Annotated in this window: 26 protein-coding genes; 21 read left to right on the plus strand and 5 right to left on the minus strand. The window is 67.4% G+C overall.

The genetic code is table 11. The annotated features are described in order from the left end of the window. The first annotated feature begins 78 nt into the window (after positions 1 to 78). Together ACW17Y_RS07315 and ACW17Y_RS07320 are read left to right on the plus strand one after the other, a co-directional pair. On the plus strand, positions 79 to 1,326 hold the full coding sequence (locus tag ACW17Y_RS07315; protein ID WP_492038084.1) for a TCR/Tet family MFS transporter: 1,248 nt from the start codon (positions 79 to 81) through the stop codon (positions 1,324 to 1,326). 58 nt (positions 1,327 to 1,384) lie between these two features. Beyond that, positions 1,385 to 2,788 carry a Do family serine endopeptidase gene (locus ACW17Y_RS07320; protein ID WP_492038254.1) on the plus strand — a complete coding sequence of 468 codons (1,404 nt, stop codon included), beginning with the start codon at positions 1,385 to 1,387 and terminating at the stop codon, positions 2,786 to 2,788. Here the strand turns inward: ACW17Y_RS07320 and ACW17Y_RS07325 are convergent. Next, on the minus strand, positions 2,785 to 3,207 hold the full coding sequence (locus ACW17Y_RS07325) for a VOC family protein (protein WP_492038085.1): 423 nt from the start codon (positions 3,205 to 3,207) through the stop codon (positions 2,785 to 2,787). The two genes, ACW17Y_RS07320 and ACW17Y_RS07325, sit on opposite strands and share 4 nt — an antisense overlap. A gap of 1 nt (position 3,208) precedes the next feature. Continuing rightward, positions 3,209 to 3,628, minus strand: a complete 420-nt coding sequence (locus ACW17Y_RS07330; protein WP_492038086.1) for a VOC family protein — start codon at positions 3,626 to 3,628, stop codon at positions 3,209 to 3,211. A gap of 70 nt (positions 3,629 to 3,698) precedes the next feature. On the opposite strand from ACW17Y_RS07330, the gene ACW17Y_RS07335 reads away from it, so the two are divergent. The 5 genes from ACW17Y_RS07335 (at position 3,699) to ACW17Y_RS07355 (ending at position 7,864) form a co-directional block, all read left to right on the plus strand. Next, positions 3,699 to 5,018 carry a replication-associated recombination protein A gene (locus tag ACW17Y_RS07335; RefSeq protein ID WP_492038087.1) on the plus strand — a complete coding sequence of 440 codons (1,320 nt, stop codon included), beginning with the start codon at positions 3,699 to 3,701 and terminating at the stop codon, positions 5,016 to 5,018. Positions 5,019 to 5,286: 268 nt separating this feature from the next. After that, complete coding sequence (locus ACW17Y_RS07340; RefSeq protein ID WP_492038088.1) at positions 5,287 to 5,727, plus strand: hypothetical protein; 441 nt, start codon at positions 5,287 to 5,289, stop codon at positions 5,725 to 5,727. Beyond that, positions 5,724 to 6,167: a hypothetical protein gene (locus tag ACW17Y_RS07345; RefSeq protein WP_492038089.1), complete on the plus strand. Its 444-nt coding sequence runs from the start codon at positions 5,724 to 5,726 to the stop codon at positions 6,165 to 6,167. The genes ACW17Y_RS07340 and ACW17Y_RS07345 overlap by 4 nt, the downstream gene beginning before the upstream one ends. 9 nt (positions 6,168 to 6,176) lie before the next feature. Beyond that, a complete protein-coding gene (locus tag ACW17Y_RS07350; RefSeq protein ID WP_492038090.1) occupies positions 6,177 to 6,908 on the plus strand; it encodes an RluA family pseudouridine synthase in 732 nt (243 codons plus the stop codon). Between the two features lie 455 nt (positions 6,909 to 7,363). After that, entirely contained in the window at positions 7,364 to 7,864 is a 501-nt protein-coding gene (locus ACW17Y_RS07355; RefSeq protein ID WP_492038091.1) for a CC0125/CC1285 family lipoprotein, read from the plus strand. Here ACW17Y_RS07355 and ACW17Y_RS07360 read toward each other — a convergent pair. Continuing rightward, positions 7,848 to 9,014, minus strand: a complete 1,167-nt coding sequence (locus ACW17Y_RS07360) for a hypothetical protein (protein WP_492038092.1) — start codon at positions 9,012 to 9,014, stop codon at positions 7,848 to 7,850. The two genes, ACW17Y_RS07355 and ACW17Y_RS07360, sit on opposite strands and share 17 nt — an antisense overlap. A gap of 173 nt (positions 9,015 to 9,187) precedes the next feature. Between ACW17Y_RS07360 and crcB the strand changes: the two genes are divergently transcribed. From crcB to ACW17Y_RS07390, 6 genes are read left to right on the plus strand one after another with little or no spacing between them, the layout of a single operon-like run. Then, positions 9,188 to 9,583, plus strand: coding sequence for a fluoride efflux transporter CrcB (gene crcB / locus ACW17Y_RS07365; protein WP_492038093.1), 396 nt, complete (start codon positions 9,188 to 9,190; stop codon positions 9,581 to 9,583). Next, positions 9,580 to 10,632 (plus strand): RluA family pseudouridine synthase, encoded by a 1,053-nt coding sequence (locus ACW17Y_RS07370; RefSeq protein WP_492038094.1) that lies wholly within the window; start codon positions 9,580 to 9,582, stop codon positions 10,630 to 10,632. Before crcB ends, ACW17Y_RS07370 begins: the two co-directional genes overlap by 4 nt. Next, positions 10,629 to 11,303: an HAD-IA family hydrolase gene (locus ACW17Y_RS07375; protein WP_492038095.1), complete on the plus strand. Its 675-nt coding sequence runs from the start codon at positions 10,629 to 10,631 to the stop codon at positions 11,301 to 11,303. The genes ACW17Y_RS07370 and ACW17Y_RS07375 overlap by 4 nt, the downstream gene beginning before the upstream one ends. Further along, positions 11,300 to 12,064 carry an ATP12 family chaperone protein gene (locus tag ACW17Y_RS07380; protein WP_492038096.1) on the plus strand — a complete coding sequence of 255 codons (765 nt, stop codon included), beginning with the start codon at positions 11,300 to 11,302 and terminating at the stop codon, positions 12,062 to 12,064. Before ACW17Y_RS07375 ends, ACW17Y_RS07380 begins: the two co-directional genes overlap by 4 nt. A 45-nt stretch (positions 12,065 to 12,109) precedes the next feature. After that, positions 12,110 to 14,311, plus strand: coding sequence for a DNA topoisomerase IV subunit A (parC, locus tag ACW17Y_RS07385; RefSeq protein ID WP_492038097.1), 2,202 nt, complete (start codon positions 12,110 to 12,112; stop codon positions 14,309 to 14,311). Then, a complete protein-coding gene (locus ACW17Y_RS07390; protein WP_492038098.1) occupies positions 14,308 to 14,658 on the plus strand; it encodes an arsenate reductase in 351 nt (116 codons plus the stop codon). Before parC ends, ACW17Y_RS07390 begins: the two co-directional genes overlap by 4 nt. Positions 14,659 to 14,943: 285 nt before the next feature. On the opposite strand, the gene ACW17Y_RS07395 is transcribed toward ACW17Y_RS07390, so the two are convergent. Continuing rightward, positions 14,944 to 15,183 (minus strand): hypothetical protein, encoded by a 240-nt coding sequence (locus tag ACW17Y_RS07395; RefSeq protein ID WP_492038099.1) that lies wholly within the window; start codon positions 15,181 to 15,183, stop codon positions 14,944 to 14,946. Between the two features lie 127 nt (positions 15,184 to 15,310). Here ACW17Y_RS07395 and ACW17Y_RS07400 point away from each other — a divergent pair, with 127 nt between their 5' ends. Genes ACW17Y_RS07400 through ACW17Y_RS07410 form a run of 3 tightly spaced genes read left to right on the plus strand, consistent with a single transcriptional unit; the run spans position 15,311 to position 16,568 of the window. Then, entirely contained in the window at positions 15,311 to 15,712 is a 402-nt protein-coding gene (locus tag ACW17Y_RS07400; protein ID WP_492038100.1) for a hypothetical protein, read from the plus strand. A gap of 24 nt (positions 15,713 to 15,736) precedes the next feature. Beyond that, on the plus strand, positions 15,737 to 16,279 hold the full coding sequence (locus ACW17Y_RS07405) for an RNA polymerase sigma factor (protein ID WP_492038101.1): 543 nt from the start codon (positions 15,737 to 15,739) through the stop codon (positions 16,277 to 16,279). Further along, positions 16,269 to 16,568: a hypothetical protein gene (locus ACW17Y_RS07410; protein WP_492038102.1), complete on the plus strand. Its 300-nt coding sequence runs from the start codon at positions 16,269 to 16,271 to the stop codon at positions 16,566 to 16,568. Before ACW17Y_RS07405 ends, ACW17Y_RS07410 begins: the two co-directional genes overlap by 11 nt. A 4-nt stretch (positions 16,569 to 16,572) precedes the next feature. Here the strand turns inward: ACW17Y_RS07410 and ACW17Y_RS07415 are convergent, their stop codons facing one another. Next, on the minus strand, positions 16,573 to 17,100 hold the full coding sequence (locus tag ACW17Y_RS07415) for a hypothetical protein (protein ID WP_492038103.1): 528 nt from the start codon (positions 17,098 to 17,100) through the stop codon (positions 16,573 to 16,575). Between the two features lie 212 nt (positions 17,101 to 17,312). Between ACW17Y_RS07415 and ACW17Y_RS07420 the strand changes: the two genes are divergently transcribed. From ACW17Y_RS07420 to ACW17Y_RS07440, 5 genes are all read left to right on the plus strand, one after another. Beyond that, entirely contained in the window at positions 17,313 to 17,723 is a 411-nt protein-coding gene (locus ACW17Y_RS07420) for a DUF6249 domain-containing protein (protein ID WP_492038104.1), read from the plus strand. 27 nt (positions 17,724 to 17,750) lie between these two features. Further along, positions 17,751 to 18,317, plus strand: coding sequence for an RNA polymerase sigma factor (locus tag ACW17Y_RS07425; RefSeq protein WP_492038105.1), 567 nt, complete (start codon positions 17,751 to 17,753; stop codon positions 18,315 to 18,317). Further along, the gene (locus tag ACW17Y_RS07430; RefSeq protein WP_492038106.1) at positions 18,304 to 18,723 is read left to right on the plus strand and encodes a hypothetical protein; all 420 of its coding nucleotides are present in this window, start codon (positions 18,304 to 18,306) and stop codon (positions 18,721 to 18,723) included. Before ACW17Y_RS07425 ends, ACW17Y_RS07430 begins: the two co-directional genes overlap by 14 nt. 69 nt (positions 18,724 to 18,792) lie before the next feature. Then, complete coding sequence (gene panB, locus ACW17Y_RS07435; RefSeq protein WP_492038107.1) at positions 18,793 to 19,629, plus strand: 3-methyl-2-oxobutanoate hydroxymethyltransferase; 837 nt, start codon at positions 18,793 to 18,795, stop codon at positions 19,627 to 19,629. 98 nt (positions 19,630 to 19,727) lie between these two features. Beyond that, entirely contained in the window at positions 19,728 to 20,486 is a 759-nt protein-coding gene (locus tag ACW17Y_RS07440) for a tetratricopeptide repeat protein (protein ID WP_492038108.1), read from the plus strand. Positions 20,487 to 20,494: the final 8 nt, after the last annotated feature.

Here is a 20,494-nt window from a genome sequence, read left to right on the forward strand (position 1 = left end):
CTAACCACGGCCGTGCGAACCGGGTATGACGCCGCGCCTCAAGACAAGGCGGCCGGGCTCGGCTAGACCCGCCGTCCGATGTCGATCCTCAATCCCAGGGCGCGCAAGGCGGCCATTGCCTTCATCTTCGTGACGGCGGTGCTCGACATCCTCTCGATGGGCGTGATCATGCCCGTCCTGCCCTCGCTGATCGAGGAGTTCGCGGGATCGAGCGCCTCGGCCGGCATCTGGAACGGGGCCTTTGTGGCCATGTGGGCGGCGATGCAGTTCCTGGCCTCGCCGGTGATCGGCTCGCTGTCGGACCGCTATGGGCGCCGGCCCGTGATCCTGATTTCCTGCGCCGGTCTGGCCCTCGACTGGGTCCTGATGGCCCTGGCCCCGAACCTGTGGTGGCTGGCCGTCGGGCGCATCCTGGGCGGGCTGACCTCGTCCAGCTTCACCGCGATCTACGCCTATATGGCCGACATCACCGCGCCGGAGAATCGCGCGCGCGCCTATGGCCTGATCGGCGCGGCCTTCTCGGGCGGGTTCGTGCTGGGCCCCGTCGTCGGCGGTTTCCTGGGCGAGATCGGGCCGCGCGCGCCCTTCTGGTTCGCCGCCTTCCTGTCGGGCGTAGCCTTCTTCTACGGCCTGTTCGTCCTGCCCGAGAGCCTGCCGGTCGAGAAGCGGATGCCGTTCAGCTGGCGCCGCGCCAATCCGGTCGGAGCCATGGATCTGCTGCGGCGACACGTCGAACTGACCGGCCTCGCAGGCGTGAACTTCCTGCTCTACTTCGCTCACCACGTCTTCTCGGCGGTGTTCGTGCTCTACGCCATGCACCGCTACGGCTGGGGGCCGCGTGAGGTGGGCATCCTGCTGGCCGGGGTCGGGGTCATCGACATGGTCATGCAGGGCATGGTCGTGGGTCCGGTGACGAAATGGCTCGGCGATCGTCGCACCATGCTGGTCGGCTTCGTCGGCGGCGCGATCGGGATGGCGATGATGGGCTGGGCCCCGGACGGGATCTGGTTCGCGCTGGCCATGCTGCCCAACAGCCTGTGGGGTCTCGCCATGCCGACGATGCAGGCCCTGATGACGCGTCACGTCAGGGACGACGAACAGGGCCAGCTGCAGGGCGCGAACAACTCCGTGGCCTCTATCGCCGGCATCGCCTCGCCGCTGTTCTTCGGCTGGGTCTATGCGATGTCGGTCGGACCCGAGGCCTGGGCGCCGCATCCGGGGCTCGCCTTCTTCATGGCCGCCGTGGTGCTGGGTGCAGCCGGCCTGCTGGGCTGGCGCGTAAAGGTGAAGGCCGAACGTGCCGAGGCTGCAACGCGGACGCCTTGATCCAGCCCGAAAGCGGGACAGATATAGGGGCCTGACCATGGCTTACTTCCGGACGACGATGAAGACTTCGATGATCGCCCTCGCGGCGGCCCTGACCCTGGCCGCCTGCGGCAACGCCAACTCCACCAGGGCCCAGGACGGGGTCTTCGCCGAACCCACCGACCGTCGGACCCCGACCGACGCCTCCACCATGAAGCAGAGCTTCGCTCCCGTGGTGCGCGAGACGGCCCCCGCCGTGGTCAACATCTCGGCCCGCTCGATCCAGCGGGTCCAGGCCGATCCCTTCTTCCAGTTCTTCGGCGGCGGCATGCCCCAGCAGCGGGTCGCGGAATCCGCAGGCTCCGGCGTCATCATCCGCTCCGACGGCATCGTGGTGACCAACAACCACGTCATCGAGGGCGCGACCCAGATCCGCGTCGTCCTCAACGACCGCCGCGAATACCCCGCCGAGGTCATCCTCGCCGATGAACGCTCCGACATCGCCGTGCTCCAGCTTCAGGGCGTCACCGAACAACTGCCCGTCCTCGCCATCGACGACCGCGAGGAACAGGAGGTCGGGGACCTTGTCCTGGCCATCGGCAATCCGTTCGGCGTCGGCCAGACCGTCACCAACGGCATCATCTCGGCCCTGAACCGGACCGAGACAGGCATCTCGGACTCGGGCTCCTTCATCCAGACCGATGCGGCCATCAATCCCGGCAACTCGGGCGGGCCTCTTGTCGACATGGACGGCGACGTCATCGGCATCAACACGGCGATCTTCTCGCGCTCCGGCTCGTCCGCGGGCGTGGGCTTCGCGGTCCCGGCCTCGATGGTCCGTCGCGTGGTCGATTCGGCCCTTGGCGGCGAGACGGCGGTTGTCCGTCCCTGGCTGGGCGTGAAGGGCGACACGGTCTCGGCCGAGATCGCCCGTTCCCTCGGCATGCCCCGGCCCCAGGGGCTGATCGTCACCGACGTCTACGCGGGTGGGCCGGGCGCGCGCGCGGGTCTCCGAGAAGGCGACGTCATCACCGCGCTGGACGGCGCCGAGGTCCACGACCAGGCCGGCCTGAATTTCCGCGTCGGAACGAAAAGCCCCAATGAATCCGTGGTCGTCACCGTCTTGCGGGATGGCCGCAGCCAGACTCTCAACGCGCGCGTCCAGCCTCTTCCCGGCGACGCCAAGGGCGATGGCGAGATCATCCAGCAGGGCCCGTTCGCCGGGGCCGAGATCGCGGTGTTGAACCCGGCCTTGGCCGACCGGCTGGGCGGCGACCCGTTCGCCAGCGGGGCCATCGTCACCAATGTCGGCGGACGCACCGCAGCGCGCGCCAACGGCTTCCAGCCTGGAGACGTCGTGACCCAGATCGACGGCCGCCCGGTGCGCGATATCGCCGCCGTTCGCCGCGGCGCACGCGGGTCCGAGGTGACCATCCAGCGCCAGGGCCGGGTTATGACCGGCCGGGTCGGTTACGCCGGCTAGGCGGCCGTCTTCGGCCCGATGAACGACCAGACGTGGCCGTAGGGGTCGGTCAGCTTGGCGTGGCGGCCGTAGAACTCGTCTCCGGCCGGGCGGATGACGAGGGCGCCCTCGGCTACGGCCCGCGCGGTCCAGGCGTCCACGTCGTCGACGGCCAGTGAGATGCTGACGGTGGTTGAGCCCAGCGTCCGGGGCGCGGCCGCCCCGATCCGGTCCTGCGCCTCGGGGAATTCGTCGGCGAGGTAGATGACGCCGTCGTTGACCGCCAGCGTCGCATGCCCGACCCGCCCGTCGGCCTCATCATAGCGAAACTCGACCGTGGCCCCGAGCGCCCGCTCGTACCAGTCCAGCGCAGCCGGCCCGTCGTGCACCATCAGATAGGGCACGACAGGCGGATCAGGCGGGACATAGGCGTCCGCCATGTCAGCCCTTCCTGATCGGCGATCCGACAGACCAGCAGTGGCCGAACGGGTCCTTCACCTGGCCGTAGCGGTCGCCCCAGAACTGGTCCGCCAGCGGCTGAATCGGCACGCAGCCGGCGACGATGGCTCGGGCCCACCATTCGTCGGCGTCATCGACCTGGAGGTGCAGGGTCACGCCCTTGGGCACGACATCTGACTCCATCCCATACTCGGGGAATTCGTCGGACAGCATGACGCTGCAGCCATTGATGCGCAGGTGGGAGTGGACCAGTCGCTCGCCGTCCTCGGCCAGCATGCGCCGCACCTCGACCGCTCCGAAGGCTCGCGCGTAAAGCTCGACCGCCGCCTGGCCGCCGCGCGAGGCGATGCTGAGATAGGGGGTCACGCCGGTCAGGGGCGGGGGGGCATCGACCTGTTCCATGTCATCTCCTCGGTTCACGGTCATTGTAACGCGTGAAATCGGCGATGCGAACGCCTACACCTGATCATCCATGACCGACCTGTTCGAAGCCTCCGGCATCCATCCCCCCGACGCGCCGCTGGCCGACCGCCTGCGCCCCGCCACACTGGACGAGGTCGTAGGCCAGGATCATCTGCTGGGCGAGGGCGGGCCGATCCGGCGCATGATCGAAGCGGGTCGTCTGGGATCCATGATCCTGTGGGGGCCGCCGGGCACGGGCAAGACCACCATCGCCCGCCTGCTCGCCAAGGCTGCCGGCTATCAGTACCAGCAGATTTCGGCCGTCTTCTCCGGGGTCGCCGACCTGAAGAAGGCCTTCGAACAGGCGCGGATGCGCCGTGCCGCTGGCCAGTCGACGCTTCTGTTCGTCGACGAGATTCACCGCTTCAACCGGGCCCAGCAGGACGGCTTCTTGCCCTTCGTTGAGGAGGGGATCGTCACCCTCGTCGGCGCCACGACCGAGAATCCCTCTTTCGAGCTGAACGGCGCCCTCCTGTCGCGCAGCCAGGTCTTCGTGCTCAAGCGACTGGACGACGCGGCGCTGGATCAATTGTTGACCCGGGCTGAGGCGCAGGAGGGTCAGGTCCTGCCCCTGACGCCCGAGGCGCGTCAGGCTCTGACGGCGCTGGCCGACGGCGACGGCCGTTATCTACTGACCATGGCCGAGACCCTGTTCGCCCTGCCGGCCAAGGACGAGGGTGGGCCCGTGCTGGACGTCCAGGCCCTCGCCGGAACCCTGCAACGCCGCGCCCCCGCCTACGACAAGTCGAGAGAAGAGCACTATAACCTTATATCCGCGCTGCATAAATCGGTTCGCGGATCTGACCCCGACGCGGCTCTTTACTGGCTGGCGCGGATGCTCAACGGCGGCGAGGATCCGCTCTATCTGGCGCGCCGGATCGTGCGCATGGCGGTCGAGGACATCGGCGAGGCGGACCCTCTGTCCATCATGGTCGCCAACGCCGCCAAGGACACCTACGACTTCCTCGGCAGTCCCGAGGGCGAACTCGCCCTGGCACAGGCGGTGGTCCACCTGGCTACCGCGCCCAAATCGGTCGCCGTGTACGAGGCCTTCAAGGCGGCGAAGAAAGCGGCGGCCGAGACCGGCTCCCTGATGCCCCCCGCCCACATCCGCAACGCGCCGACAAAGCTGATGAAACAGCTCGGCTACGGCAAGGGCTACCAGTACGACCCCTCGACGGAGGAGGGCTTCTCCGGCGCGAACTTCTTCCCCGACGAGATGGAGCGCCGGACCTTCTATGCGCCGAAGGGCGAGGGGCACGAGGAGAAGATAAGGGCGCGGCTGGAACGCTGGGCGCAGATGCGGGCGGTGATCCAGTCGAAGGAATAGCCCTCTCGTTCGTCATCCTCCGGCAAGCCGCTCTCGCGGCGCCGACCGGGGGACGCAGCGGCGCGCGAGAGCGCGAACCTGTCGCGGACATCGCTGCTTCCCGCGCCACGGCTGAACAGATCGCCTTCGGTGCCGCTGCGTCCCCCGGTCTGCGCTTCGCTCCGCCGGAGGATGACGAAAGGAAAGGGGTGCTGACTGATCAGCGTTCATTGTCGAACGCCCGTCCGCGTCATAGCTTCGCCGTTCACGCGATCCTTGGGAGGGGACGATGGCTGATGGAACGAAGACGCCCTGGCACCTGTGGCTGGTGGGGGTGGTGAGTCTGCTTTGGAACGGGTTCGGCGGTTTTGACTTCATCATGACCAACACCCAAGGCGAGACCTATATGCGCGCCTCGGGCATGACCCAGCCCATGATCGACTACTTCATGGCCATGCCGACCTGGATGTACGTTCCCTGGACCCTGGGCGTCTGGGGCGCCCTCGCGGGGTCGGTCCTGCTGCTGCTTCGCATGAAATGGGCGGTCCATGCCTTCGCCCTGTCGGTCATCGGCGCGGTCACCAGCCTGATCTTCGGCCTGATGAACCCCATGCCCGGCCTGCCGCCTGAAATGGCCGTCATGGCTTACATGCCGTGGATCATCGCCGCGATCGCCGCCTTCCTGCTCTGGTACGCCTGGACGATGCGCAAGAAGGGCGTGCTGTCGTGAGCGGCCTGGGGCAGACCATCAAGACGCCCTGGCACCTCTGGGTCGTCGGCGTCGTGGCGCTGCTGTGGAACAGCTTCGGCTGCGTCGACTACACCATGACCCAGACTCAGGGGGATGCCTGGCTGACCAGCATGGGCATGACCGAGGCGGCGATAACCTATTTCCACGAGATGCCGGCGTGGACGCACGCGGCCTGGGCCATCGGCGTCTGGGGCGGGTTGCTGGGTGGGCTTCTTCTGCTGCTGCGCCGCAAATGGGCGACGCCGGTCTTCATCCTGTCCTTCCTCGGCTGGGCGGCAGGCGCGGTCTATGCCTTCGCCCTGTCGAACGGAATGGAGACCATGGGCTCCATGTGGCCGATGCAGATCGTGATCGGCGCCGCTTGCGTCTTCTTCATCTGGTACGCCTGGACCATGGGCAAGCGGGGCGTTCTCCGCTAACCGGCGGGGGTGTCCGATCGCACCCCCGTCATCCTGTCGCCTGAAGAGATCGCCGCCGTCCGGTCGTGGGTCATTCACGAGGACGCCTCGACGATCGCCTTCGCCAAGCCCGCCGGCCTCTCCAGCCAGGGCGGCCGTATTCAGGCCCATACGCTGGACGACCTGCTGTGGGCCTTCGCACGCTCGAACGGCAAACGGCCGGATCTCGTGCATCGGCTGGATCGGGACACCTCGGGCGTCATCCTGGCCGCCAAGACCAAACCCGCCGCCGGCTTCCTCGGCAAGGCCATTCAGGCCCACAAGCTGACCAAGACCTATCTGGCTCTGGTCTCCGCCGCGCCCGATCCGGCTAGCGGCGACATCAACGTCCCCCTCGTGCGTCAGGAGATCGGCCGCGAGAGCTATATGCGGGTCGCCGCCTTCGACACGAAGGGCGCGCAAGGGTCCCGCAGCAAATACCGGACCCTGTCGTCCAGCGTGGACGGCGCCCTGGTCGAACTCCAGCCCTTCACCGGCCGGATGCACCAGTTGCGCGTCCACATGGCCCACATCGGTCGGCCCCTCGTCGGCGACGTCCGCTACGGCGGCGCCCTGACCGCGGCGGGCCGAGGCGCGCCCCGGCTGATGCTGCATGCCGTGTCGCTCAGGTTCCCGCACCCGGACGGCGGCGAACGCACAGTGACCGCCGAACCGCCAGAGGATTTTCGGGCGCTGGCCGAGGCGATGGGGCTGACTGTCTAACTTCCCTTCTCCCCTTGCGGGAGAAGGTGGCCGAGCGAAGCGAGGTCGGATGAGGGGTTACACTAACGTCGAAGGTCGGCGCTCGATCCACTCACTCCAGCCACCGGTACAACCCCTCATCCGTCAGCCTTCGGCTGCCACCTTCTCCCGCAAGAGGAGAAGGAAGACAGGCGATACCCATCAACGGATCGTCCAAATTCGCCATTGAAATCAAGGCTCGGCCCTAACAAGAGGTCTTTTACCCATCACGCCCTGAAACGCCCCCATACTGATCCCTTTCGTGCGGAAAGGATCAGTATGGGCGAACGCTTCGGACGCATCGAACGCTTCGGACGGTGTTTCCGGGTTCGGGCCGACCAGACTCAATGGACTATCTGTACTGAATTCTCCGGAGTCGGGTTCATCGGGAACGGCTCGCCCGCCCGCAGCGCTTAACCTGCGAAAGGACTACGCCCATGATCCGCACCCTCGTCATCGCCACGGCCGCCCTGTCGCTGGCAGCCTGCGCCAGTCTCGCCCCCTACGGCCCCCAGCGCGGGCCGAATGGGCAGGGCTTTTCGGAACAGCGGATCGAGAGCGACCGATATCGGGTCAGCTACAACGGTGTCGGCGCGCCAGGCCCGGTCGCCGACATGGCCCTGCTGCGGGCCGCCGACCTGACCCTCGAACAGGGCTATGATTGGTTCGAGGTGACTCAGCGCTATATCGACGGCCGTCCCGACAGCGCAGGCGGCGTTCGACCCAGCGTCTCCGTCGGCTACGGCGGAAGTTCGGGTCGCTACGGCGGCCACCGTTACTCATCAACGGGCGTGGGTGTCGGCGTCGGCTTGAACTTCGAAGGCCCGTCGCCGACCTCGACCGTCCTGGAAATCCGCCTCGGCCGAGGCGCCCGCCCTGATCGGGGCGAGGCCTATGAGGCTCGGGAGGTGCGTTACGAGCTCAGCGGCCGCGAGTGAGGGCGCGGTATTCGACGAGGCGTTCCTTGTCCCGCCGCACTTGGTCGCCGATCGTGTTGTCGACGTCCAGCGAGGCGTACCGGACCCAGCCCTCGACGCCGAGCTTGTCCTTCACCGCCGCCGTCGGCGTCCGCCAATTGAAGTAGGACAGCCAGGACACCAGCAGACCCATCCCCAGGGCGACCAGTTGAAGAATCCGGAACCCGACCTCATTCGCTGCCGGGGCGGGCCAGAAGGCGAAGATGGCCAGCCAGACCAGCAGGACGAAAGGCGTCGTGATCCGTGCGACCCAGCGCATCCAGTAGCGTTCCCGCCGCACGCGCCACAGCTCCATCTGGGCAAATTTCTCAAGATATTCCATGCGTGCCGCGATCCACATCACCAATCGCGTAAGGAACAGGGCGCGCTGGCCCCAACCCTTGCCGTCCATCTGGAACTGGGTCTCGGCCTGGTCCGACAGGGCCCGGGCGTTGGTGAAAAGGTTCTGCAGCTCGCGCGTCCGCTGAACGACCTCGCGGGACAGTTCGTAGGAATCGTTCTCCAGCCGGAACCGGTACTGGACGAACAGTATCGAGGAGACGCCGAAGAAGATGCCGACCGTGATCAGCATGCCCAGAACCGCCAGACCCAGTCCCTGCGGCTGCCCGCCGGTCCATTCCGCGAACAGGCCGGGGCCCATGATCGCCATGGCGGCGAAGGCGATCAGAGCCACGCCCTGGGTCAGACGCTTGGTGATCACATGAACGCGCAAGGCGTTGAAAACGCGTCGGCCATAGCCGTGGATGCGGCCCCGGATGTCTTCGTCGACGGGGAAACGCTCCTCGATCTGGCGGGAGAACAGGACGTGGAACCGGTCCGGCTTGTTCTCGGTCTCCCAGAACGGGAAGATATCCAGCGCCTGGTTGAAATACTGGTCGATATTGGCCGAGATGATCCGGATCGCTTCCGGATCCAGGGTGAAATAGTCGCTTTCCTGAATCGGGCGAAGGATGCCCTCCTGAGCCGTGATCGGCTCGGGCGCGGGAGCCGGCGTCGCCGCCGGAATGGGGCGGTTCGGAATGTCGGCCGCGCCCGACGGGGGCGCGGGCGACGCTGCCGGGATGGTCAGGCCGGGACCCGGTTCGGGCGTGTGATGATCGTCGTGCGACATGACGGACGGTATGACCCTTGCGACCTTGACCCGGCACTATGGCAGAACCCGTCGCGGGACTGACCGGGTTCTCTCCCAACGCGAAGCTTGGGTATCGCCGTTAACCCTGTAACGCGGCAAGTGAAGTTTCGGTCAGGTGACGTGAGGACCGGGCGCGCTATAAGGCCCCGATCATGACAAGACTTCTGCTCGTCGCCCTCGGCGGGGCCTTGGGCTCCATGGCGCGCTACGGCGTGGGACTGGGCGCCGCGCGCCTGTTTCCCGCCTCGACCTGGCCGTGGGGCACGCTGACGGTCAACGTCGTCGGTGGTCTGGCTATGGGTCTGCTGGTCGGCTGGATGGGCCTGCGGGCTGGAGCCGGGCAGGAGACAGTGCGCGTCTTCGCCGCTGTGGGGCTGCTCGGCGGCTTTACAACCTTCTCCGCCTTCTCGCTGGAGACGGTGCTGATGATCGAGCGGCGTGAATACGGTCTGGCGGGCGCCTATGTCCTGCTGTCGGTGGTGCTGGCCGTCGCGGCCCTGATGGCCGGATTGATGCTGGCCCGCCGCGCATTCGGAGACGCCCTGTGAGCTACGACCCCAAGGAAGATGCAGCCGAGGCGCCGGCGCCCAAGGGACCTGTCGGCGCCCGCGAGGCCCAGATCCTCTATGTCGCCGAGGCCGAGGACGGCATCCGGCTGGACCGCTGGTTCCGCAGGCGCTGGCCGCACCTGTCGAATATCCAGGTGCAGAAGATGGCGCGGGGCGGTCAGATTCGCGTCGACGGCGCCCGCATCAAGCCTGAAGGCCGCCTGACCGCCGGGGCCGCCGTGCGCGTGCCGCCGATCCCCGAGCCCATCGTCCGCGCGCCGGGCGAGCACATGGCCCTGACGCCCGCCGACATCGCCTTCGCCAAATCTATGGTCATCTACGAGGACGACCTGGTCATCGCCCTGAACAAGCCGTGGGGACTGGCCGTGCAGGGCGGCACCAAGACTACGCGCCACGTCGATCGGCTGCTGTCGGCCTGGGGCGAGGGGATGGACCGGCCGCGTCTGGTGCACCGGCTGGACCGCGATACCTCGGGCGTCCTCCTGCTCGGCAAGGGGCCGGAGGCGGCCAAGCGACTGGCCGGGGCGTTCGCACGACGTCAGGCCAAGAAGACCTACTGGGCCATCGTCCTGGGCCTGCCCAAGCCGAACGCCGGGCAGATCGACATGCATCTGAAGAAGTCCGGCATCAACGACTACGAGATCATGCGTCCGGCCGATCCCAAGGAGAACGGGGCGGAGCCGGCCGAGACGGCCTTCGCCCTGATCAGCCACGCGGGCCAGCGGGCCTCGTGGATGGCCCTGCGGCCCTTCACCGGGCGGACGCACCAGCTGCGGGCGCACATGAAGGCCATCGGCCATCCCATCTTGGGCGACCCCAAATACGGCGACGAGAAATCGACCGAACTGAGCGGTCCGCTAAAGCTGCAACTGCATGCCCGTCGCATCGAGCTGGATCACCCGTCGGGCGGCAAGCTGATTGTCGAGGCGCCCATCAGTGCGGAACTACGCGCCGGCTTCCAGCATTTCGGCTTCGACGAGGGCGAGGCGGACTACGACCCCTTCGAGGGCGTGAAGCGTCAGCGATGACCCGCCCGCTCGCAGTCTTCGACATCGACGGCACCCTGGTCGACAGCCGCGCCTCGATCCTGCAGGCCGCGACGGATGCCGCCCGGGAGCTGGGCCTGCCCGATCCCGAATACGACCGGGTGCGCCAGATCGTGGGTCTGAGCCTGCCGCACGCCCTGGCGGTGCTTGAGCCGGGGCTGACCCCTGAGGAGCTTGAGCGGTTCACAGAGGGGTTCCGCGCCAGCTTCAACCGCCTCTATGCATCCGGCCACGAGGAGCCGCTGTACCCCGGGGCGATGGAGGCGCTGAGGCGGCTGCATCGCGACGGCTGGCGGCTGTCGCTGGCGACGGGCCAGAACCGCCGGGGTGTGGCGAGGAACCTCGCCCGACAGGGCTGGGCCGACTTGTTCGTGTCTTCCCACTGCGCGGAGGACGGGCCGGGCAAGCCGGATCCGGCCATGCTGCACGCCGCGATGAGCGCCTGTTCGGCTGACGCGGCCTCGACCGTCATGATCGGCGATACGGCGCACGACGTCGCGATGGCCGTGGCGGCCGGCGTCATGCCCCAGGGCGTGGCCTGGGGCTTCCATACGCCTCAGGAACAGATCGCCGCCGGGGCCGCTCATGTCGCCACGGACTTTGACGACCTCGAATCCGCCCTCGACCGTTTCGCCGCACGAGCCTTCGCATGAGCCATATCCCGCCGCTGGACCCAATGGTCGCCGCCCGGAAGGGGTTCCGCGAATCCGAAGAGCGGCTGAAGCGTTTCTGGAAGGAGGCGTCGGTCGCCGCCGAAGACGCCGAGGGTTGGGTGGTCCTGCTGGACGGGCGCGCGCCCAAGACGCCTGCGCACAACCGTTTCCTGCTGCCGACCGAGGCGGCCGCAAGCCTGGTCGCTGCGGAATGGGCGGCGCAGGGAGAGTTCCTCGATCCGGGGTCCATGCCGGCCACGCGGATCGCGGCCACGGCCATCGACCGGGTCGCCGTCACGCGCGAGCCGGTGGCAGAGGAGATCGCCGCCTATGTCGGCTCGGACCTGCTCTGCTACCTCGCCGAACACCCCACGCCGCTGGTCGCGGAGCAGGCCCGGGCCTGGACGCCGTGGCGCGAGTGGGCCGAACGCGAGCTGGGCGTCGTCGTCCAGCCGACGTCGGGCATCATCCATGTCGAGCAGCCTCCGGAGAGCATCGCCACGGTGCGCGAGCTGGCGCTGGAACTCGACGACTTCCAGCTGACAGCCCTGGCCATGGCCGTGCCCCTGTTGGGCAGCGCGATCCTGGGATTGGCGGTTCAGCGCGGTTCGCTGGGCGGGGAGGCGGCCTTCGAACTGAGCCGGCTCGACGAAGCCTTCCAGGAGCGTCAGTGGGGCGTAGACGCCGAGGCCGAGGAACGGACCGCCGCGCGCCGGGCCGAGGCTGTGCTGATCGACCGGTGGTTCCGCGCCCTAGGCTGAGGAAGCCGCTAGACTTCGGCCTTCGCCTGAGTGATTCGACCGCCCATGACCATCCACACCCCTCCGCCCGAAGGCGGCCGCATCGTCGACGAGCCGATGGGCGACGCCCTGTCGCGGCGCTATCTGGCCTACGCCCTGTCGACGATCACCAACCGGGCTCTGCCGGACGTGCGCGACGGGTTCAAGCCGGTGCACCGGCGGATCATGTACGCCATGCACCAGATGCGGCTGAACCCGCAGGCGGCGGCGCGGAAATGCGCCAAGGTCGTCGGCGAGGTGATGGGCACCTATCACCCGCACGGCGACGCCTCGATCTATGACGCCCTTGTCCGCCTGGCCCAGGACTTCGCCCAGCGCTATCCGCTGGTCGACGGGCAGGGGAACTTCGGCAACATCGACGGCGATAACGCTGCGGCCATGCGCTACACCGAGTGCAAGCTGACGGCGGCGGCGGTGCTGCTGATGGACGGAATCGATCAGGATTCCGTGGACTTCCGCCCCACCTATGATGACCAGGATGAGGAGCCGGTGGTCTTGCCGGCCGGGTTCCCGAACCTGCTGGCCAACGGATCGTCGGGCATCGCCGTAGGCATGGCGACCTCGATCCCGCCCCACAATGTCGGCGAGTTGATCGACGCCTGTCTGCTGCTGCTCGACAAGCCCGAGGCGACCACGTCGGAGCTGGCCGAGATCGTGCCGGGGCCGGACTTCCCGACGGGCGGAGTGGCGGTCGAGGGCCATGCCTCGATCCTGGAGGCCTATGAGACGGGCCGGGGCGGGGTGCGCCTGCGAGCGCGCTGGGAGCGGGAACCGCTGGACCGGGGCGGCTATCAGATCGTCATCACCGAGGTCCCGTACCAGGTCCAGAAGGGCAAGCTGATCGAGGCCCTGGCTGAGCTGATCGAGCAGAAGAAGGCGCCGCTGCTGGGCGATGTGCGCGACGAGTCGGCTGAGGACATTCGCGTCGTCATCGAGCCCAAGAGCCGCAACATCGACGCTGACAGCCTGATGGAGAGCCTGTTCCGGCTGTCGGACCTGGAGGTTCGTTTCCCGGTCAACATGAACGTGCTGGATGCGACCGGCACGCCGCGCGTGATGGGCTTGAAGGCCTGTCTGCAGGCCTTCCTCGATCACCGGCGCGAGGTGCTGAACCGGCGGTCCCAATGGCGAATCGAGCGGGTCGAGAAGCGGCTGCATCTGCTGGAAGGCCTGCGGATCGTCTTCCTGAACCTGGACGAGGTGATCCGGATCGTCCGCGAGGAGGAGCAGCCCAAGGCCGTGCTGATCGCCCGGTTCGGCCTGTCGGAGATGCAGGCCGACTATATCCTCGACACCCGTCTGCGTCAGCTGGCGCGGATCGAAGAGATGGCGATCGAGAACGAATACAAGGCGCTGGCTGAGGAACTTGCGAACCTGCAGGCGTTGTCATCCTCGCCGGCCAAACAGTGGAAGAAGATCGGCCAGGAACTGGCGGCGACGCGCAAGGCCCTGGTCTCGCCGCGCCGCACGACGATCGCCGAGGCCGTGGACGCCTCGGCCTTCGTCCCGGCCGAGGCCTTCATCCCGAGGGAGGCCATCACCGTGATCCTGTCAGAGCGGGGCTGGATCCGGGCGGTGAAGGGCAAGGTCGAGGATCCGTCGGAGCTGAAGTTCAAGGAGGGCGACACGCTCGGCTTCCTGGTGCCCGCCTTCACGACCGACAAGCTGCTGGTCGCGGCGTCGGACGGGCGGGTGTTCACGGTCGGGGCCGACAAGCTGGCCTCCGGGCGCGGGCACGGCGAGCCGCTGCGGCTGATGATCGATCTGGAGGAGAGCGCCGGGATCGTCGCGGTCCTGGCGCATCAGCCGGGATCGAAGCTGCTGATGGCGTCGAAGGCCGGGTACGGGTTCATCGCGCCTGAAGATGAGCTGCTGGCCCAGAAGCGGGGCGGGAAACAGGTGCTGAACGGCGACCTGCTGGCTGTCATCCGGGTCAACGGCGATCATATCGTGACCATCGGCGAGAACCTGAAGACCCTGATCTTCAGGGCCGAGGAACTGCCCGAGATGGGCCGGGGCAAAGGTGTGAAGCTGCAGTCGTTCAAACAGGGCGGGCTGACGGATATCGCCGTCTTCATCGGCGAGGCCGGGCCGGAGTGGGTCGACGGCGGCGGACGTCGCCGCAACTGGCCCGACTGGAAGGACTGGCTCGGCAAGCGCGCCGGGGCGGGGCGGATGGGACCGCGCGGCCTGAGGAAGTTCCGATGATCCCAACCCTCTACGGCATCCCGAACTGCGACACGGTGAAGAAGGCGCGGGTCTGGCTGGATCAGCAAGACCGGGCCTTCACCTTCCATGACTACAAGAAGGCCGGGATTGATCGGGCGACGCTGGGAGGCTGGGTCGCCGAACACGGCTGGGAGATCGTGCTGAACCGGAACGGGACGAGCTTCAAGGCGCTGGATGCCGCCGACAAGGAGGGGCTGGACGCCGACAAGGCTATCGCCCTGATGCTGTCGCAGCCGTCGATGATCAAGCGGCCGGTGCTGGATCTGGGCGACCGGACGATCGTCGGGTTCAAGCCGGAGATCTATGAGGCGGCGTTCCCGGCCTGATCCCTGTCCCGTTCGTCCGGACGAAAAACACCGGACGAAACGGACAAAACGGACGAAACGGACGAAATCGGGAGAATTCGTCTGGAAAATCAGAGGCGGCTTGCGGATCGACTGGATCGGATTCGTCCGATGAGTGGATCAGAGGTTGGACCTGTCAAAGACCGTCCAGCGGAGATGGTGGGCTCTCAACCCGGGCGCAAGGCTGCGCCAGGAAATAAATCCTCGATCGTTCCAGCGCCCTTCTCATCCCCGCATTGACGGGGATGAGAAGGGTGGAGGTGAGCCCTAGCCCTCGACGTCCGTCTCCGGGCGGTCGTGGCCATCGGCGCGTTCGGTGACCCAGGCGCCGGTGCTGTCGGCGTATTCGATCATGGAGGTCTGGTCAGCGACGCGCTGTTCGCGGCTGGCGCGGACGGCGGCGGCCTTGGCGTCGTCGTGGGCGGGGAAGGTCTCGGAGTAGGTGTCGCCGACCTTGTAGGCCCAGCCGCCGTCGTGCTCGACGATGCGATAGGTGACGTGGCTCATGGCGGTTCTCCGTTTGACTTCGGCCTAGATGGCATTTTCTTCGGCGGCGTGCATCCATTCACGCAGTCGGCGCCGACTACTCATCGAAAGCGCGGGCGATGGGCCGGCGCATACAGGGTGAACGACAATGGTCGAACTGTTCCAAGGCTACTGGTGGCTTCTGTTCCCGCTCAGCTGGTTCATCTTCGGCGGCTTCAACGCGATGGTGAACTACTACCGCCAGAAGAACGTGCTGAAGATCATCAAGACCTATGCCGACCGGGGCGAACAGCCGCCGGAGAGCCTGCTGAAGATCGTCGAACAGCCGCTCGATGACCGGCACGAGTATACGCCCGGCACCCGGATGGATAACGGCAACTCGTTCTCCGTCGTGCTGTTCGGGATCATGGCCGTGGGCTTCGGCTACGCCAGCTGGTCGAACATGTATGGGGCCGGGGACGCCTTCCTGATCGTGGCCTTTGTGATGGGCGCCCTTGCCGCGGCCTCGCTGGTCTCAAGCCTGCTCGGCCGCCGTCGTCGCCGGGACTGATGTCGGTCCGTGGGGGACAGGACAATGGAGGGCGCCTCGGTGGACGCGGGGCTGGTCGCGGCCGCGCGCGCCGGATCGGACGCCGCCTTCGCGCGGCTGGTGGAAAGACACCAGGCGCCGGTGCGGGCGTTTCTGAGACGGCTACTGGGGCGCAACTGGGACGAGGCGGACGACCTGGCCCAGGACGTGTTCGTGACGGCCTGGGGTTCGCTGGGGCGGCTGAAGGATCCGGCGGGGCTGCGGTCCTGGCTGTTCGGCATCGCCTGGCGCAAAGGGCAGGACCGGATCCGGTCGGGGCTGAGGTCGCAGGCGCGCGACCGGTCATGGCTGGACGAGACGGCGCCGTCCGGGGGTATCCCGGAAGAGGACCGGCTGGCTCTGGCCGATGCGATGGCCGGGCTGCCGGCCGATCAGCGGGCCTGTGTCGCCCTGTGTCTGGCCGACGGCTGGTCGCATTCGGAAGCGGCCGAGGCGCTGGGTCTACCGCTTGGGACCGTGAAATCCCATGTCACGCGGGGCAGGGCGCGGTTGCTGGCTGTGCTGACCGGAGGGTCCGATGACGCCTGAGGAACGGCTGAACACATTCTTCGCTGAGGCGACGCCGCCTTTGCGCGATCTGGCCTTCCAGGCCGGGGTGGCCGAGCGGGTCGCCCGTCGTCGCGCCTTCGCCACCGTCGGTGCCCTGATCCCGTGGACCATCGCGGCCATGGTACTGTGCTGGGCGCTCGGGCCGATGATGGGGCCAGTGATCGCGGGTCTGGGCCAGACGCTCGCGCCCGCCGCCGCCATCCTGGGCATCACGGCCCTGAGCGTGGCGGGGTTGATGGCGGGGGCGCGGCGGCTGAAGGCGATCTAGGCCGCTATTCCGCCAGATCCGGTTCGGCGCCTTCGAAGAACCGGATGCACTCGGCTTTGGCGGCCTGCAGAGCGGGCTCGGTGACGGCGTCGACCGCGGCCCGGGCGGCGATCATGCGGGCGTCCGGCGGCGCCGTCGCGCTGCAGACGAAGAAGGCGTCGGCATGGTCGGGGATCAGCGCCAGCACGTCCGGCGCATTGTGCGTCAGTGCGGTGGCGAGGGCGTCCTGCAGACCCTCTGCGTACATGCCGTCGGTCTCGGGTTCGATCGCGGGAACGAGGGCCAGCCATTCGGGCGCGCCGGTTGCGACGCCCTGGAACACCTTGTCGATGCCGGTGGGATCGGCCGGGCCGGTGAGAACGGCCACCGTGTGGGCCGCGCCGTCGGCTGCGATCAGGTTGGCGACGTGATCGGCGGTCAGGGCCTGGGGCTGCGCTGCTTCACTCTCAGCCGTCGCTTCCGTCCGCGGAGAACAGGCGGCCGCGAGGGCTGCGCAGAAGACGAAAGTCAGAAGCTGAGGGCGACGGTTCATGCGAAGTGTCCTGCGATCTGATTGATCTTGCAGGAATGCTAGGCGGTTCGCCGAGGGTCCGCCAGCCGCAGGTCTGACACGTCAGAATGGGTCAGGCGTCACCTTACGAAGATTTCACGTCGTCAATCGCATCTGTTGGGCGTCGCCGGCGCCTCTTGTGATCAGAAGGCCCGGGCATCAGGCTCGGTCATCATCGAAAAAGGGGACATCCCATGGAAGACTTCATTCCGCTGTTCGCGATCTTCGCCGTATTCGGCACCATCACGGCCATCATCGTCGGCCCGACCTATCTCAAGTCGAAAGAACGCCAGGAGATGCAGGCGACCGTCCGCGCCGCCATCGACAAGGGTCAGCCCCTGCCGCCGGAAGTCATCGAGGCTCTGGGCCGGGAAGCCACCAAGAACATCCCGTCGCGCACCCGCGACATTCGGCGGGGCATCATCTGGCTGGCGACCGGTATCGGCATCTCCGCCTTCAGCCTGATCAACGACCTGCGTGGTTTCGGCGACGACTGGAGCGACGGTCCCAACTTCGATGGCGGCCTGCTCGGCATCGCGGCCATCCCGGTCACCATCGGTCTGGCGTACATCGTCCTGAGCTTCTTCAACAAGAACAAGGACTGAGTCCGGTCTGACAGGGGGAACCTGATCATGGCCAAGGCCCTGATGGATCATCACGACGTCGAGCTCGCCGCCCTCGCGGCGGCGGGTGGACGGCGCGAGTTCGGCGAACTGGTCCGCCGCCACGGCTCGGCCGTGCGGTCCCTGCTGCGACGCATGGGAGCGCAGGGCGCCGAAGCTGACGATGTCGCGCAGGACGCCTTCCTGCAGGCGTTCGAGAAATGCGCCGAGTTTCGGGGCGAGGGCACCTTCGCCGCGTGGGTCAAGCGCATTGCCGCGCGCCTCTATCTGAAGCGCAAGGCCAGGGACGCCCGCTATGTCGCCGAAGTCGAACCGGGCGAGGACGATGTCGCTCCCGCCCGCGATCAGGCGGGACTGGTCGACCTCGACGAGGCGTTGAAGGCGCTGAACGAAACGGAACGTCTCTGCGTGTCCCTGTGCCATGGCGCGGGGCTTTCTCATCCGGAGATCGCCTCCGCCATGAATCTGCCGCTTGGAACGGTGAAGTCTCATGTCAAACGTGGTCTGGATAAACTCCGCGCCCGGCTTTCGCCGGATGTCGGACAGTCGGGGAGGTCGACCCATGTCGGCTCATGAATTTGATCCGATGATCGAGCGGCTGTTCGCCCGCTCGCCCCAGATGGCCGACGCGAGCCTGTTCGCGGCGGACGTGGAGACGAAGCTGCACTCCTCCAGCCGGGTGCGGACCCTGGCCCTGACCGTCGCCGGTCTGATCGGCGGGGTCATTGCGGTGAAGGAATCGATGAACCTCAACCTGCAACTGTCCGACAGTCAGGCGCCCGTCGCCGGGCGGGTCATCGGACAGGGCCTTCAGAACGCCAGCCTGAACGTCCAGGACGCGGTGGGTTCCGGCCTGTCGCAACTGGGTCTGGCGAACATGACGGTCGGGTCGATGGGGGCGATGCAGATGTTCTGGATCGCAGCCGGAGCCCTGATCGCCGTGGCCGCCGCGGGCGTGGTCAGGCTGTCGCAGGACGTGTGAGTTGAGGGCGTCCGGGTCGACGGGATCGATCCGGACGCCTATCTCTCCGCCGCCATACGCGGAGTACCCATGTCGAGCCAGAAACAGGAAGTCGTGAAACGGATCACGGTCCCGGACATCACCGCCCGAAAGGGTGGGGAGCCGATCGTCGTCCTGACCGCCTATGACGCCCCCACGGCCGAGATCATGGATCCGCATTGCGACGTCCTGCTGGTCGGCGACAGTCTGGGCATGGCGGTTCACGGCATGTCCTCGACCGTCGGGGTCACGCTGGAGATGATGATCCTGCATGGCCAGGCGGTGATGCGGGGCGCGAAACGGGCGCTGGTGGTCATCGACATGCCGTTCGGCAGCTATGAGGCCGGGGTCGAACAGGCCTACGCCAACGCTGTCCGCATCCTGAAGGAGACGGGCGCGCAGGCCGTGAAGGTCGAGAGCGGTCCCGAAGTGCCCGCCACCATCGACTATCTGGTCCGGCGCGGCGTGCCCGTGATGGGCCACGTCGGCCTGCTGCCGCAGTCGATCAACATCGACGGCTCGTTCAAGGCCAAGGGCCGGGAAGCGGCGGAACACGCGCGCATCCTGCAGTCCGCCCATGACACGGCCGACGCCGGCGCCTTTGCGGTGGTGATCGAGGGGGTGGCCGAGCCGCTGGCTCGCGAGATCACGGAGGCGATCGCCAAGCCCACCATCGGCATCGGCGCCTCGGCCGCCTGCGACGGTCAGGTGCTGGTGACCCCGGACATGCTGGGCCTGTTCGACTGGACGCCGAAATTCGTGCGGAAATACGCCGATCTGCGCGGCGAGATCGGCCGGGCGGTCGAAACCTATGCGGCCGATGTGAAGGCCCGCCGTTTTCCTGCCGAAGTCGAGACCTACTTCTCCAAAAAGCCGGCTCTGCCGTAGTCCCCGTCTTGTCTTCAAGAGGCGTTGCGAGGGCGAGGGCGACCCTCTAGGGTCCGCGCCGATTGGCTTTTCAGCGTTTTTTTGGGGCGGCTCCGCTAGTGACTGATGTCTTTGAAGAGGTCGAGGAGGACATCCGCTCCGAACGCCTCAAGCGCCTGGCGCGCAACTGGCTGCCCATCGTGGGCGGAATTCTGCTGGTGGCCCTGGTCGCCGCACTGGCCTGGTGGGGCTGGCAGAGCTTCCAGACGAGCCGGGCGAACGCGGGCTCCATCGCCTATCAGCGCGGCCTCGAAGCCTTGCAGACCGGAAACTCGGCCGGGGCCGAGACCGCCTTCGCCGAGGCGGAGAAGGCCGGCAACGGCGCCTACAAGGCCCTGGCCCTGCAGCAGCGCGCCGGTCTGGCTGTCGCCGCCAACCGTATTCCGGACGCGATCCAGCTGTTCGACGACGCCGCCAAGGCCTCGGGCGAGCCGCTGCTGCACGACACAGCCGTCTACAAGTCGGCCCTGTTGATGATGGACAACGGCGCGACCCTGGAAGAGCTGGAAGCCCGGCTGGAGCCCCTGACCAAGGAGGGCCGGCCCATGCTGCCCTTCGCCCAGGAAGCGCTCGGCATGGCCCGCCTGCAGTTCAACAAGCCGGCCGAGGCGCGCGAAGTGTTCGTGCTGCTGACGCTCGGCCAGGACGTGCCTGATTCCGTGCGTCAGCGCGCCCAGGCCGCCATCGGCATGATCGATTCGGGTGTCGCCGCCGGCCTGCCGGCCATCGTCGCCGCCCAGTCGGTGACGCCGCCGGCCGCTCCGGCCGGTCCGAGCCCCGAACAACTCGCTCAGGCAGCCCAGGCAGCCCAACAGTGAAGACCCGC

It is taken from the genome of Brevundimonas sp. AVps7, from assembly GCF_058681545.1.